Genomic DNA, 13,982 nt, shown 5'->3' with positions numbered 1-13,982 from the left:
GGTCGAGGTGTTGACGCGGCTCCGCACGGGATGCCGTACGCAGCGACTCGGGGGTTATGGGTGAGTTCATGGTGATGTGTTCGCGAAGGGGCGGTTGAAGGTGAGCGCGTCGGGCACGGCCGCGGCCGGGCAGGTCGAGCACATGCTGCGCCAGGTGACGCCCGGGCGTTACGACGCCTACGAGGCGCTCCTTCGCGCGCTCGCGACACCGTCGAACGGCCAGATCTGGATGCTCCTGTGGCACGGCCAGGCCGGCTCCCCGGACGCCCAGTACGGGAACATGCAGGTGGACGGCTTCGGCTACGCCCCCTGTGTCACCTCCGCCCAGGAGCTCTCGGCCAGCGGCTGGAACCGCTCGTACGAGGTCGTCGACGGGCTGGACGTCGCCCGCACCCTCTACCCCGACCAGTTCGGTCTCTGGCTGAACCCGCACGCGCCCGGCGGCGGAGTCGGCATCCCCTGGCTGGATCTGCGCCGGATCGCGGCTGGCCTGGAGCGCCAGCCCGCGGGCCCGCTGCGGCTGTCCGAGCCGGGTATCGAGATCCCGCAGTTCTACGCCCTCCTCACGCAGAACGCGCACCGCACGCCCGCGGTGCGCTCGCTGCGCCGCGCGTGGGTCCAACCCGCGCTCGGGGCGCCGTATCTGGCCATCGGCCTCGACGTCTACGACACCTCGCCGCCCGCGGTCGACTCGGTGCGGGCGATGATGCAGCAGTCGATCGGAGCGGTCCCGGACGGGCTGCCGGTGTCGACCGTCGCGATGTCCGACGAGTCCGACCCGGTGGCGATGTGGCTGCGTGCCCAGGCCCGGCCCTTCTACGACCGTGAGGCCCACGCGGCCCCGGCCCAGGCGCCCGTCGCCGGCGGGTACGGCTACCCGCAGCCGCGGCCGTACTGACCGAACTCTCCCGCGCCGCCCTCGCCCTCGCCCTGCCGTGGTCGGGGGCGGGGCCGGCTCGCGCCGGCGAGGGGCTCGGCGGAGGCCGTTCCGTCGTCTCGGCGGGCGGTGTGCAACGCGTTGGGGATCCCGCTGACCAGTGCGCTCGGACGCGTAAGGGTCTGATGCGCCCTTTGAGGCTGACTGGCGGGAAAACGGGCCTCGCGCCCTCTTTCGCCCCAACTGCCCCGTGTCCGACCCCCGTTACCCGCCGTCCGGATAACGGAACCCCCCAGCCCGCATCACGTTTAGGCATCCATTCACCGTCAAGTCTGGCTACAGATCGCCGAGGCATTGAAGACTCCCGCTCCAGGGGTGTTCGCCCCTTTGTACGACGGACTGATCAGGCCGCTACAGCGGCACGTGTGGGCCGGCTACCGCCGGTTGAGAGGGGTCCCTGCCACGATGACGGCACCATTGCACGAGCCGACCGCAGAAGCGGCCCCGAGCGCGGCCGAAGAGGCGGCGCTGGTCAGCGCCGACGCGAAGGCGGTTCAAGGACGTTCTCTGGGCCGGATCGCCTGGGAGCGCCTGAAGCGGGACAAGCTCGCCCTGACGGGCGGCATCGTCGTGCTCGTGCTGATCCTGATCGCGATTCTCGCGCCGCTGATCACCAACCTGGTCGGCCAGGACCCCGAGTCGCACCACGAGACTCTGATCGATCCGCTGTTCTCCACGCCCACCGGGTCCTTGGGCGGCATCAGCGGTGACCACCTCTTCGGTGTCGAACCGGTCAGCGGCCGCGACATCTTCGCCCGGATCGTCTACGGCGCCCGCGTCTCGCTCCTGGTCGGCTTCCTGTCCGCCCTGGTCGCCGTCGTCTTCGGCACCGTGCTGGGCATCCTGGCCGGTTTCTTCGGCGGCTGGGTGGACGCGGCCATCAGCCGCGTCATGGACGGTCTGCTGGCTTTCCCGCAGCTGCTGTTCATCATCGCGCTGGTCTCGGTCATGCCGAACGAGATGCTGGGCCTGACGGGTACGGGCGTTCGCCTGTTCGTCATGATCCTGGTGATCGGCTTCTTCGGCTGGCCCTACGTCGGCCGTGTGGTGCGGGGACAGACGCTCTCGTTGCGTGAGCGCGAGTACGTGGAGGCTGCGCGCAGCCTCGGGGCCGGGCGCTTCTACATCCTGTTCAAGGAGCTGCTGCCCAACCTCGTCGCTCCGATCATCGTGTACACGACGATGATGATCCCCACCAACATCCTCACCGAGGCGGCGCTCAGCTTCCTGGGTGTCGGTGTGAAGCCGCCGACGGCTTCGTGGGGACAGATGCTCTCCTCCGCGATCGACTACTACGACTCGGACCCCATGTACATGGTGATCCCGGGTGTAGCGATCTTCATCACCGTGCTCTCCTTCAACCTCTTCGGCGACGGCGTCCGTGACGCTCTCGACCCGAAGGGTTCTCGCTGAACTGCCGTACCCCCTAGGGCCCGCGACCTATCCGCGGGCCGCTACATACACGGAGGATCCGAGATCGTGACTACCCAACGCACCACAAGCCGGCGCAAGCAGGCCGTGGCCGCAGCCGCCGTGGTCGGCGCCCTGCTGACTACGGCTGCGTGCGGCGGCGGCGGCGACACCAAGGACGGCAAGAGCGGCGCGGCCGGCTTCAACGCCGGTAACAACAAGGTCGCGAACGCCTCGTCCAAGAAGGGCGGCGAGCTGAAGTTCGCCGGAGCCCAGGACGCCGACTCGTGGGACACCACGCGTGGCTACTACGGCTTCGCCTGGAACTTCATGCGCTACTACAGCCGTCAGCTCGTCACCAACAAGGCCGAGCCCGGTGCCAAGGGCGCCGAGGTCACGCCGGACCTCGCCACCAGCACGGCCAAGATCTCGGACGACGGCCTGACGTACACGTACACGCTGCGTGACGGGGCGACCTGGGAGGACGGCAAGCCGATCACCTCCAAGGACGTCAAGTACGGCATCGAGCGCGTGTGGGCGCAGGACGTGCTGTCCGGCGGTCCCGTCTACCTGAAGGACGTCCTGGACCCGAAGGGCACCTACAAGGGCCCCTACAAGGACAAGTCCGCGGACAAGCTCGGCCTGAAGGCGATCGAGACGCCCGACGACAAGACCGTCGTCTTCAAGCTGCCGAAGGCCAACTCGGACTTCGAGGAGATGCTCGCGCTGACCTCGGCCTCGCCGGTCCGCGCCGACAAGGACACCAAGTCCAAGTACGGTCTGCACCCGTTCTCCTCCGGCCCGTACAAGTTCCAGTCGTACACGCCGAACAAGAAGCTGGTGCTGGTCCGCAACAACGAGTGGAAGGCGTCCTCGGACCCGATCCGCAAGGCGCTGCCGGACAAGATCTCGGTCACCTTCTTCACCAACGCCAATGACATGGACCAGCGCCTGATCAACGGCGACTACGACCTGGACATCGGCCAGACCGGTCTCTCCCCGCAGGGCCGCACCACCGCCCTGAAGCAGCACAAGGCGAACCTGGACAACCCGGTCTCCGGCTACATCCGGTACGCGACCTTCCCGCAGAGCGTGAAGCCGTTCGACAACGAGCACTGCCGCAAGGCCGTGATCTACGGTGCCGACCACGTCTCGCTGCAGACCGCGCGCGGTGGCCCGATCGCCGGTGGTGACATCGGCACCAACATGCTGCCGCCGTCCATCCCGGGCTCCGAGGGCCAGAAGTACGACCCGTACGAGTCGGCCACGGCCAACAAGAACGGCAACGCTGCCAAGGCCAAGGAAGAGCTCAAGGCCTGCGGCAAGCCGAACGGCTTCAAGACCACCATCGCGGTCCGCAACAACAAGCCCGTCGAGGTGGCGACCGCCGAGTCCCTGCAGGCGTCGCTGAAGAAGGTCGGCATCACCGTCGACATCGAGCAGTTCGACGGTGCGCAGACCACCGGCATCATCGGCAGCCCCTCGAACGTCAAGAAGAAGGGCTACGGCATCATCATCATGGGCTGGGGCCCGGACTTCCCGACCGTCCAGGGCTTCGGTATGCCGCTGTGGGACAGCAAGTACATCCTTGAGAGCGGCAACAACAACTTCGCCCTGATCAAGGACAAGACGATCGACGGCCTCTTCGACGACTACGTCAAGGAGCTCGACGACGCCAAGAAGACCCAGCTGGCCACGGAGATCAACCACAAGGTCATGGAGGGCGGTTACTACCTGCCCTTCGTCTTCGAGAAGTTCATCAACTGGCGCTCGAACCGGCTGGCCAACGTCTACACGACCGACGGCTACAGCGGTCAGTTCGACTTCGTCAACCTCGGCGTGAAGTAATCCCGACCGGCGCACCCGCCATAAGGCACGAAAGGCAGGTGAAGGCCGGCGCGGCGTGACCCGTGGGCCACCGGAAGACCTCCGGTGGCCCGCGGCCCCGCCGCCGGGCCGAGAGCAGTGCTCGCTTACCTCATCAGGCGGCTCTTCGCCGCCGCAGTGATGCTGGTGGTCATCATTCTGGTGGTCTTCGGCATCTTCTTCCTTGTCCCGAAGTGGGCGGGCGTGGACCCGGCCACGATGTTCGTGGGCAAGCAGGCCGACCCCGCAGCCATCGAGGGCGTGCGGGAGAAGCTCGGCCTGGGCGACCCGATCTTCGTCCAGGTATGGGAGTTCTTCAAGGGCATCTTCGCGGGGCGCACGTACGCGTCCGGCGGTGACGTCACGAACTGCGCTGCTCCCTGCTTCGGTTACTCCTTCCGCAGCGAGCAGGCCATCTGGCCGCAGATCACCGACCGCTTCCCAGTGACCCTGGCTCTCGCGCTCGGTGCCGCCGTCCTGTGGCTGATCTTCGGTGTCGCGGCGGGCGTGCTCTCCGCGCTCAAGCGCGGCTCCCTCTGGGACCGCGGCGCGATGTTCGTCGCGCTCGCGGGTGTCTCGCTTCCCATCTACTTCACCGGTCTGCTGTCGCTGGCGATCTTCAGTTACGGGCTGGGCTGGCTCGACGCCCAGTACGTCCCGTTCGAGGAGAGCTTCACCGGCTGGCTGGGCGGCATGCTCCTGCCCTGGATCACGCTCGCCTTCCTCTACGCGGCGATGTACGCCCGGATCACCCGCGCCACCATGCTGGAGGTCATGGGTGAGGACTACATCCGCACCGCACGGGCCAAGGGCCTGCGCGAGCCGGTCGTCATCGGCAAGCACGCCATGCGCTCGACGATGACGCCGATCCTCACCATGCTCGGCATGGACCTCGGCGCCCTGATCGGCGGCGCGATCCTCACCGAGACCACGTTCAGCCTTCCCGGCCTCGGCCAGGCCGTACTCAAGGCGATCAGCGACAAGGACCTGCCCGTCATCCTGGGCGTCACGCTGATCACCTCGCTCGCGGTCATCTTCGCCAACCTCATCGTGGACATCCTGTACGCCGTGATCGACCCCCGAGTGAGGCTGGCATGACCGAACTCAGCAAGAGCGGAGCAGCGGTCGGCGAGCCCGTCTCGAACTCGCCGGCGCCCTCCGCCTTCCTCGAAGTACGCGACCTGAAGGTGCACTTCCCGACCGACGACGGTCTGGTCAAGTCCGTCGACGGGCTCACCTTTTCGCTGGAGAAGGGCAAGACCCTCGGCATCGTGGGCGAGTCCGGCTCCGGCAAGTCGGTGACCTCGCTCGGCATCATGGGCCTGCACACCGCGGGGCAGTACGGCAAGCGCAAGGCGCAGATCTCCGGTGAGATCTGGCTGAACGGCACCGAGCTGCTGTCGGCGGACCCGGACTACGTACGCAAGCTGCGTGGCCGCGAGATGGCGATGATCTTCCAGGATCCGCTGTCGGCCCTGCACCCGTACTACACGATCGGTCAGCAGATCGTGGAGGCGTACCGGATCCACCACAACGTCGACAAGAAGACCGCGAAGCGCCGCGCCGTCGAGATGCTGGACCGGGTGGGCATCCCGCAGCCGGACAAGCGGGTCGACAACTACCCGCACGAGTTCTCCGGCGGTATGCGCCAGCGTGCGATGATCGCGATGTCGCTGGTGAACAACCCCGAGCTGCTCATCGCGGACGAGCCGACGACCGCCCTCGACGTCACCGTCCAGGCGCAGATCCTCGACCTCATCCGGGATCTGCAGAAGGAGTTCGGCTCCGCGGTCATCATCATCACGCACGACCTGGGCGTCGTCGCCGAGCTCTCGGACGACATCCTGGTGATGTACGGCGGCCGCTGCATCGAGCGCGGTCCGGCCGAGAAGGTGTTCTACGAACCCCGGCACCCCTACACCTGGGGTCTGCTCGGCTCGATGCCGCGTCTCGACCGCGACCAGACCGAGCGCCTCATCCCGGTCAAGGGTTCCCCGCCCTCGCTGATCAACATCCCGTCCGGCTGCGCCTTCAACCCGCGCTGCCCGTACGCGGACGTCCCCAAGGACAACGTCACCCGCACGGTCCGCCCCGAGCTGTCCGAGGTCGGCAGCAAGCACTGGGCCGCCTGCCACATGACGCAGGAGCAGCGGGAGCGGATCTGGACCGAAGAGATTGCGCCGAAGCTGTGAGTGAGAACGCAGAGGACAAACCAGTGAGCATCCCTGCACAGAGCGGCGGCGCGACCCTCTCCAAGGACGCGGCGCCCGGCGAGGTCCTGCTCAAGGTCACCGGACTGCAGAAGCACTTCCCCATCCGCAAGGGGCTGCTGCAGCGCCGGGTCGGCGCCGTCCGTGCCGTCGACGGCATCGACTTCGAGGTCCGCTCCGGCGAGACCCTGGGCGTCGTGGGCGAGTCGGGCTGCGGTAAGTCGACGATGGGCCGGCTGATCACCCGGCTGCTCGAACCGACCGCGGGCAAGGTCGAGTTCGAGGGCAAGGACATCACGCACCTCGGTGTCGGCGCTATGCGCCCGATGCGGCGTGACGTCCAGATGATCTTCCAGGACCCGTACTCGTCGCTGAACCCGCGCCACACCATCGGCACGATCGTCGGTGCTCCCTTCAAGCTCCAGGGCGTCTCGCCCGAGGGCGGCATCAAGAAGGAAGTCCAGCGGCTGCTGTCGGTCGTGGGTCTCAACCCCGAGCACTACAACCGCTATCCGCACGAGTTCTCCGGCGGTCAGCGCCAGCGCATCGGCATCGCCCGCGCGCTCGCGCTCAACCCGAAGATGGTCGTGGCGGACGAGCCGGTCTCGGCGCTCGACGTGTCGATCCAGGCGCAGGTCGTCAACCTCCTCGACGACCTCCAGCAGGAACTCGGCCTGACGTACGTGATCATCGCGCACGACCTCTCGGTCGTGCGGCACGTCTCGGACCGGATCGCGGTGATGTACCTCGGCAAGATCGTCGAGCTCGCCGACCGCGAGTCGCTCTACAAGGCGCCGATGCACCCGTACACCAAGGCGCTGATGTCGGCCGTGCCGATCCCGGACCCGGCCCGGCGCAACACCAAGAGCGAGCGCATCCTGCTCAAGGGCGACGTGCCCTCGCCGATCTCGCCGCCGAGCGGCTGCCGCTTCCACACCCGGTGCTGGAAGGCCACGGAGATCTGCAAGACCACCGAGCCGCCGCTCCTGGAGCTGAAGCCCGGTCAGCAGGTCGCCTGCCACCACCCGGAGAACTTCGAGGACCAGGCGCCCCAGGACACGGTCCTGCTGTCGGTCGCGAGGGAGGCGGTGGAGCTGGTGCCCGAGGCGGTGCTGGCGGAGACCACCACGGTGGCCGTCAAGGAGGCGACCGGTGTGACCGGCCCGGCGGCCGGGACCACCGAGGAGCCCGAAGCGCCCGCGGGCACCGCGGCCGACGCGGGGGAGAAGCCGGCGGAAGCGTCCGCCGAGGAATCCCCCCGTCAGGAGTCAACTGACAAGTAGGCCATGACGATTCAGTAAAGTCATGAACATGCCCGAACGGGAGAGTGCAGAGTCTCGCGTGTCCGTCTGACCGGAACACGTTCGAAGGGACGCTCATGGCATTCTCCCGTTCAGCACGTCTGGGGGCCCTCGCGACAGCGGCGGCCTCCTTTCTTGTCATCGCCGCGTCCTCCGCCCCCGCCCCGGGGGCCGACGGCGTCGGCGACTCCTACTTCCCCCGGCTCGGCAACGGCGGCTTCGACGTCCGCCACTACGACCTGGACGTGGCGTACGCCCCGGACACCGACCGTCTCGACGGCCGTACGACCATCACGGCCCGCGCCACCAAGAACCTCTCCTCCTTCGACCTGGACCTCCAGAAGCTGGAGATCACGCGTATCGAAGTGAACGGCAGACGCGCCGCGTTCACGCGCACGGGCGACGAGGTGCGCGTCACCCCGCGCGGTGCCCTGGCGAGGGGAAGGACCTTCAAGGTGACCGTCACCTACGGTGGCGTCCCCGAACCTCTCGGCGGCCCGATCATCTTCGGCTCCGACTACGGCTGGATGAAGACCGCCGACGGCGTCTTCGTCGCCTGCGAGCCCAACGCCGCCTCCACCTGGTTCCCCTCCAGCGACCACCCCTCCGACAAGGCCACGTACGACATCCGCATCAAGGCACCCAAGGGGCTGACCGGCGTCTCCAACGGCCGTCTGATATCGACGCGGGACAAGGGCTCCCAGACGGTGACGCACTGGCGCGAGAGCAGGCCCATGGCGACCTACCTCGCGACCGCGACGATCGGGAAGTTCGATGTGAAGACGGGGCGGACCCCCGCCGGCACGCCCATCTACGTCGCCATCGACCCGGTCCTCGCGAACAGCAACAGCGTTGACGTGTACGGCTTGACGGCCGAGGCCACCGACTACTGGTCGCAGGTCTTCGGTCCCTACCCCTTCGAGGAGACCGGCGCGATCGTCGACGACATGCCGCAGGCCGGGTTCTCACTGGAGGTCCAGTCGAAGCCCGCGTACTCCGCGGTGCGCTCCGAGGGGACCATCGTGCACGAGCTGGCCCACCAGTGGTTCGGCGACTCCGTCTCGGTGGACCACTGGAAGGACATCTGGCTCAACGAGGGGTTCGCGACCTACGCCCAGTGGCTGTGGTCGGAGCACAAGGGCGTCCGCTCGGCGCACGACTCGTTCCTGGCCGGGTACAACGCGCGTCCCGCGGACGCGGCCTTCTGGCAGACGGTGGTCGCCGACCCCCAGCGCGACACCATGTTCGCCTCGGCCGTCTACAACCGCGGAGCGATGACGCTCCAGATGCTGCGCGAGCGCATCGGCGACACCGCGTTCTTCAAGCTGCTGCCCGCCTGGACGAAGGCGCACCGCTACGGCAACGCGAACTCCGCCGACTTCATCGCGCTCGCCGAGAAGGTCTCGGGGCAGCAGCTCGACGATCTGTTCCAGACCTGGCTCTACACCACGGGCAAGCCCGCCCTGTAACCCGTACTGCCCGTCGCGGGCCTTGCCCGGCAAGGTCCGCGGCTGCGGACGGGTAAGAATGTCGGGTGCTCCAGAACCTGTTCAGCCCGTCCGTCCAGCACACGCTCGACCTGATCGGCATCTTCGTCTTCGCGATCTCCGGCGCGCTGCTGGCCGTCCGCAAGAACTTCGACGTCTTCGGCATCGCCGTGCTCGCCGAGGTCACCGCGCTGGGCGGCGGGCTGTTCCGGGACCTGATCATCGGTGCCGTGCCGCCCGCCGCCTTCACGGACCTGGGGTACTTCATCACCCCGCTGCTGGCCGCGCTGCTCGTCTTCTTCCTCCATCCGCAGGTGGAGCGGATCCAGTTGGGCGTGAATGTCTTCGACGCGGCCGGGCTCGGTCTCTTCTGCGTCGCCGGCACCACGAAGGCGTACAGCTACGGACTCGGCCTCACCCCGTCGGCGGCCCTCGGACTCGCGACGGCGGTCGGCGGCGGTGTGCTGCGCGACGTCCTGGCCAACGAGGTGCCCTCGCTGCTGCGCTGGGACCGCGACCTGTACGCGGTCCCCGCCATCGTCGGCGCCACGATGGTCGTCCTGTGCATCCGCTACGACATGCTCACGCCGTTCACCAGCGGCCTTGCCGTGGTCACCGCCTTCGCGCTGCGGCTGCTCGCCATGCGCTTCCACTGGCGGGCACCGCGCGCCTGGAACCGGCGCTCCACGGTGAGCGAGGAGGAGACTCCCTGAGGCTCCGGGGCCCGTCAGCGGCCGCAATCGTGGAGGTCATACGGCCGCAGTCGTGGGTTTCATACGACCGCAATCGTGGATGTCATACGGCCGCAACAGTGAAAGCTACCGCTTAGTAATCAACTGTTGTACCGTTCAGGCATGCCAGAAGCAGCTTCCGCACAGGCCACGCGGGCCAGGATCGGCGACAGCGAGTTCGACCGCGACACGGCGGTCACTCCCCGCGAACCCGGCGTCTACGGCATCGACCTCTCCGCCGGGTGGACGATCAGCAACGCCGTCAACGGCGGCTATCTGCTGGCCGTCCTGGGCCGCGCCCTCGCCGACGCCCTGCCGCACTCCGACCCGTTCACGGTCTCCGCGCACTATCTGACCGCGTCCCGCCCGGGACCCGCGATCATCCGCACGGACGTCGTACGGGCCGGCCGCACCCTGTCGACCGGCCAGGCCTCCCTCTTCCAGTACGACGACGAGGGCCGCGAGGTCGAGCGGATCCGGGTGCTCGCCTCGTACGGGGACCTCGGCGCCCTGCCCGACGACGTCCGTACGACGGCGAAGCCGCCCGTGATCCCGCCGATGGACCAGTGCTTCGGTCCCCAGGACGCACCGGCCCCCGTCCCCGGCAGCTCCGCCATCGCCGAGCGGCTGATGCTCAAGCTCGACCCGGCGACGCTGGGCTGGGCCCTCGGATCCCCCTCCGGCAGGGGCGAGATGCGGTCCTGGTTCGGCCTCGCCGACGGCCGTGACGCGGACGCCCTCTCGCTGCTCCTCACGGTCGACGCACTGCCGCCGACCGCCTTCGAGCTCGGCCTGTCCGGATGGGTGCCCACGGTCGAGCTGACGGTGCACGTCCGCTGCCGGCCGGCCCCGGGCCCCCTGCGGGTCTCCATCACCACCCGTAACCTCGCCGGCGGCTTCCTGGAGGAGGACGCCGAGGTGTGGGACAGCGCGGACCGGCTGGTCGCGCAGTCCCGTCAGCTCGCCCGGGCGCGGCTCAGCTGACCCGCAGCGGCTGCCGGCCCAGGTAGGCCGCCAACCGCCCGTAGGCATCGGCGCCTTCGGGGGCCGGTGCCTGCGAGGCGAAGGGCAGGTCCTCCCGGGGCTGCTCGTCGGGCAGAATCCGGTGGGCGATCGAGAGCGCGAACTCGGCCAGTTCCGGGTCGAGTTCGAGCGGCCGGCCGAGCGCCTCCGAGAGGTCCCAGGTGTGCGTGACGGCCTCCATGACGTACCCCGACAGGGCGGCACGCCCCGGCGTCTCACCCCACGGCACCCGTACCGGCGCGTCCAGTCGCGTGTCGTCCGCCCAGGCGCGCCGGACCTCCGTCCTGACGTCGTCGTAGGCGGCCGGCCAGCCGTCGTCGGGGACGCCGTCGACGTACGGCCGTACGGCGAGGCCGTCGCCGCCCGCGCCGACCACGGCCGCCCGGCGGGTGCCGCCGGCGATGTGCGAGAGCAGCGTGCGGACGTCGTACTCGGAACACGGTGTGGGGCCGGCCAGCTGCTCCGGACGTACGGTCCTGATCAGCGCGGCGATCTGCTCGGTGGCGCGGTCGTAGACGGGGCGGGGGTCGGGGGCGGCGTTCATGGAGCATCTTCCTTCGGTCGGTCCTGCTGGAGTGCTGCGCTCAGACTCCCCGCATAACCTGACAGTTTCCGTCAGCATTTGCGGAGCGTCCCGGAAGGGCGGAATCCTGGGCCCGTGAAGTCCGACCGACTGCTCTCGATCCTCCTGCTGCTGCAGACCCGCGGCCGTGTCCCCGCGCACGAACTGGCCACCCGGCTCGAGGTGTCGGTGCGCACCATCTACCGCGACATCGAGGCCCTGTCGGCGTCCGGCGTCCCGGTGTACGCGGAGCGCGGGCGGCACGGCGGCATCGAGCTGCTCGCCGGTTTCCGTACGGATGTCACGGGGCTGACCGCCGACGAGTCCCGCGCCCTGTTCATCCTGGCGGCCCAGGGCGTGCACGCCGCGCTCGGCCTGGACGCGGCGCTCGGCTCGGCGCTGCGCAAGGTGATGGCCGCGCTGCCGGCCCCGCACCGGCCGGCCGCCGAAGCGACCAGCCGCCGGGTCCTGGTCGACGCGACGCGGTGGAAGGGCGGACCGCAGCGGGTGGTCGACCTGGAGGTGCTCCAGGACGCGGTGTTCGCCGACCGGCGGCTGCGGCTGCGCTACCGGCACAGCGGCGCCGCCGGGCCGAGCACGTACACGGTGGATCCCTACGGGCTCGTGTCCAAGGCGGGCGTCTGGTACCTCGTCGCCGACCGGCGCGGCACGCCCCAGCTCTTCCGGGCGGACCGGGTGCGGTCGGCCACACCGCTGGCGGACCCGGTGCGGCGGCGCCCGGGCGTGGAACTCGCCGACGCCTGGGAGGTCCTGCGGCGTCAGGTGGAGGACCGGCCGGGCGGGATCGAGGTCGTCGTGCGGGTGCGGCGGGACTTCCTGGACATGTTCACGCGGCTCACGGCGGCCGCGCTGACCGCCCTCCCGGAGGACGACGGAGAAGGGGAGTGGGTGACGGCCCGTCTCGAGTACGGCGCCGTCCCCCAGGTCCGTTCCCTGCTGGTCTTCGCCGACCGGATCGAGGTGCTCTCACCGCCCGAGGTGCGCGAGGAGCTGGCCAGGGCGGCGGCTTCGGTCACGGAGCTGTACCAGTCGGGCGGCCGATCGGGAGCGTGAACGCACAGGTCAGCCGGGTGAGTTGAGGTCGGCTTTGCCGTAACCACAGGCTGAGCACAGCGCGGGCCCAAGCAGGGCCTAAGGGCGGTTGATTGCATGCGCTTCTCAGATTCCGTTCATCTTCGGGAGTTGCTCCTCATGAAGCGCGTCCATCTCGTCCCCGCCGTCGCTCTGCTCGCTCTGTCGCCCTTGCTGGTGGCCTGTGGGTCGGGATCCTCGTCTTCCTCCTCCACCAGCGGAAACTCCGGCCAGCAGAGCTGTCAGCCGCGGTCCGGCATGCCGAGCGGGCGGCCCAGCGGGGCGCCCTCGGGGCGGCCGTCGGGCGCGCCGTCCGCACGGCCCTCGGGTGCGCCGTCAGGGAGGCCCTCGGGCTTCCCCTCGGGCAAGCGCCCCTCCGGTGCTCCCTCCGGCATGCCGGGCGGTGGCTGCGGTGGCTTCGGCGGCCGCGGGCAGGGGCAGCCGACGAAGGGCTGACCCGGGGGAGTCCCTTCTGCCCGGGCGGCCGGCCCAGCCAGTGACGGCGATCTGCCCGGTCAGTGGCTGCGGTCAGCCCGGCGAGTGGCGGTGATCTGCCCGGGCGGTGACGGTGATCGGCCTGGTGAGTGGCTGCGGTCAGCCCGGCGAGTGGCGGTGATCTGCTCGGTCAGTGGCTGCGGTCAGCCCAGCCAGTGATGGCAGTCGGCCTGGTGAGTGGCTGCGGTCAGCCCAGCCAGTGGCGGCGGCCGATGCTGATCAGCCGCATCTGCCGGCTCGCCACCCGGGCCACCCGGTCCCGCTCGTCGTCCGAGGCCTCCAGGGCCTCCAGGAAGAGCGAGGCCGTCATCAGCATCTGGTCGACGTACAGGGCCGCGAGCATCAGCAGATCGCCGTCGCTCCACCCCGCCGACTCGGGGTGCTTGGCCAGTTCGACCTTGACCTCCTCGGCGAAACGGGCCAGTTGGTCCCGGATCGCCTCCCGCACCGGCTGCACGCCGCCGTGCCGCTCGCGGGCGATGAACCGGACGTGCGCCGGATAGGTGTCCACGTGGCGGGCGATCAGATCGACGGCGCGCGCTATGCGTTCGTCGCTGTCGTCTGCCGCGGACACCGTGTCCGCGATCATCGGGTGCAGGCTGCCCAGCGCCTCCTCGACGAGTGCCACCCCGAGATCCGCCGTGGAGCGGAAGTGCCGGTAGAAGGCCGTCGGGGCGACCCCGACCTCGCGGGTGACCTCGCGCAGACCCAGGCTGCTCAGGCTCTGCTCGCCCAGCAGGCCCAACGCCGCGTCCAGGAGCGCCTGCCGGGTCTTCTGCTTCTGCGCCTGCCGGATGCCGAGGGTGTGACTCATGCCATGCAGTTAACAACTGTTCTCTGGAATTGAAAAGCCGCCGGGCGCGCTAGA

At 69.1% G+C, this 13,982-nt stretch carries 13 protein-coding genes; 10 read left to right on the top strand and 3 right to left on the bottom strand.

Annotated features, from left to right (window positions below):
• Positions 1 to 100 precede the first annotated feature (100 nt).
• The 9 genes from ACFVYF_RS35310 to ACFVYF_RS35270 all read left to right on the top strand — a co-directional run bounded on the left by ACFVYF_RS35310 (position 101) and on the right by ACFVYF_RS35270 (position 10,926).
• Entirely contained in the window at positions 101 to 898 is a 798-nt protein-coding gene (locus ACFVYF_RS35310; RefSeq protein WP_389462102.1) for an enhanced serine sensitivity protein SseB C-terminal domain-containing protein, read from the top strand.
• 444 nt (positions 899 to 1,342) lie between these two features.
• Positions 1,343 to 2,350, top strand: a complete 1,008-nt coding sequence (locus ACFVYF_RS35305; RefSeq protein WP_389462100.1) for an ABC transporter permease — start codon at positions 1,343 to 1,345, stop codon at positions 2,348 to 2,350.
• A 66-nt stretch (positions 2,351 to 2,416) separates the two neighbouring features.
• On the top strand, positions 2,417 to 4,195 hold the full coding sequence (locus ACFVYF_RS35300; protein ID WP_389462098.1) for an ABC transporter substrate-binding protein: 1,779 nt from the start codon (positions 2,417 to 2,419) through the stop codon (positions 4,193 to 4,195).
• Between the two features lie 117 nt (positions 4,196 to 4,312).
• Positions 4,313 to 5,311 (top strand): ABC transporter permease, encoded by a 999-nt coding sequence (locus ACFVYF_RS35295; RefSeq protein WP_389462096.1) that lies wholly within the window; start codon positions 4,313 to 4,315, stop codon positions 5,309 to 5,311.
• The gene (locus tag ACFVYF_RS35290) at positions 5,308 to 6,405 is read left to right on the top strand and encodes an ABC transporter ATP-binding protein (protein WP_389462094.1); all 1,098 of its coding nucleotides are present in this window, start codon (positions 5,308 to 5,310) and stop codon (positions 6,403 to 6,405) included. The genes ACFVYF_RS35295 and ACFVYF_RS35290 overlap by 4 nt, the downstream gene beginning before the upstream one ends.
• A 23-nt stretch (positions 6,406 to 6,428) precedes the next feature.
• Entirely contained in the window at positions 6,429 to 7,706 is a 1,278-nt protein-coding gene (locus ACFVYF_RS35285; RefSeq protein ID WP_389462092.1) for an ABC transporter ATP-binding protein, read from the top strand.
• 95 nt (positions 7,707 to 7,801) lie between these two features.
• On the top strand, positions 7,802 to 9,193 hold the full coding sequence (locus ACFVYF_RS35280; RefSeq protein ID WP_389462090.1) for a M1 family metallopeptidase: 1,392 nt from the start codon (positions 7,802 to 7,804) through the stop codon (positions 9,191 to 9,193).
• 65 nt (positions 9,194 to 9,258) lie between these two features.
• Positions 9,259 to 9,924: a trimeric intracellular cation channel family protein gene (locus ACFVYF_RS35275; RefSeq protein WP_389462088.1), complete on the top strand. Its 666-nt coding sequence runs from the start codon at positions 9,259 to 9,261 to the stop codon at positions 9,922 to 9,924.
• 141 nt (positions 9,925 to 10,065) lie between these two features.
• On the top strand, positions 10,066 to 10,926 hold the full coding sequence (locus ACFVYF_RS35270; RefSeq protein WP_389462086.1) for a thioesterase family protein: 861 nt from the start codon (positions 10,066 to 10,068) through the stop codon (positions 10,924 to 10,926).
• Here the strand turns inward: ACFVYF_RS35270 and ACFVYF_RS35265 are convergent.
• Positions 10,919 to 11,509 carry a TIGR03086 family metal-binding protein gene (locus tag ACFVYF_RS35265; protein WP_389462084.1) on the bottom strand — a complete coding sequence of 197 codons (591 nt, stop codon included), beginning with the start codon at positions 11,507 to 11,509 and terminating at the stop codon, positions 10,919 to 10,921. The genes ACFVYF_RS35270 and ACFVYF_RS35265 overlap by 8 nt on opposite strands.
• 114 nt (positions 11,510 to 11,623) lie before the next feature.
• On the opposite strand from ACFVYF_RS35265, the gene ACFVYF_RS35260 reads away from it, so the two are divergent.
• Positions 11,624 to 12,601, top strand: a complete 978-nt coding sequence (locus tag ACFVYF_RS35260; protein WP_389462082.1) for a helix-turn-helix transcriptional regulator — start codon at positions 11,624 to 11,626, stop codon at positions 12,599 to 12,601.
• A 260-nt stretch (positions 12,602 to 12,861) separates the two neighbouring features.
• Here ACFVYF_RS35260 and ACFVYF_RS35255 read toward each other — a convergent pair whose 3' ends face one another.
• Both ACFVYF_RS35255 and ACFVYF_RS35250 read right to left on the bottom strand, forming a co-directional pair.
• Entirely contained in the window at positions 12,862 to 12,987 is a 126-nt protein-coding gene (locus ACFVYF_RS35255) for a hypothetical protein (RefSeq protein WP_389462080.1), read from the bottom strand.
• Between the two features lie 314 nt (positions 12,988 to 13,301).
• Positions 13,302 to 13,928, bottom strand: coding sequence for a TetR family transcriptional regulator (locus ACFVYF_RS35250; RefSeq protein WP_389462079.1), 627 nt, complete (start codon positions 13,926 to 13,928; stop codon positions 13,302 to 13,304).
• Positions 13,929 to 13,982 lie beyond the last annotated feature (54 nt).

The sequence above is a fragment of the Streptomyces sp. NPDC058274 genome (assembly GCF_042881375.1).
GTDB lineage: Bacteria > Actinomycetota > Actinomycetes > Streptomycetales > Streptomycetaceae > Streptomyces.
This window is presented reverse-complemented; position numbering and strand designations above follow the sequence as displayed.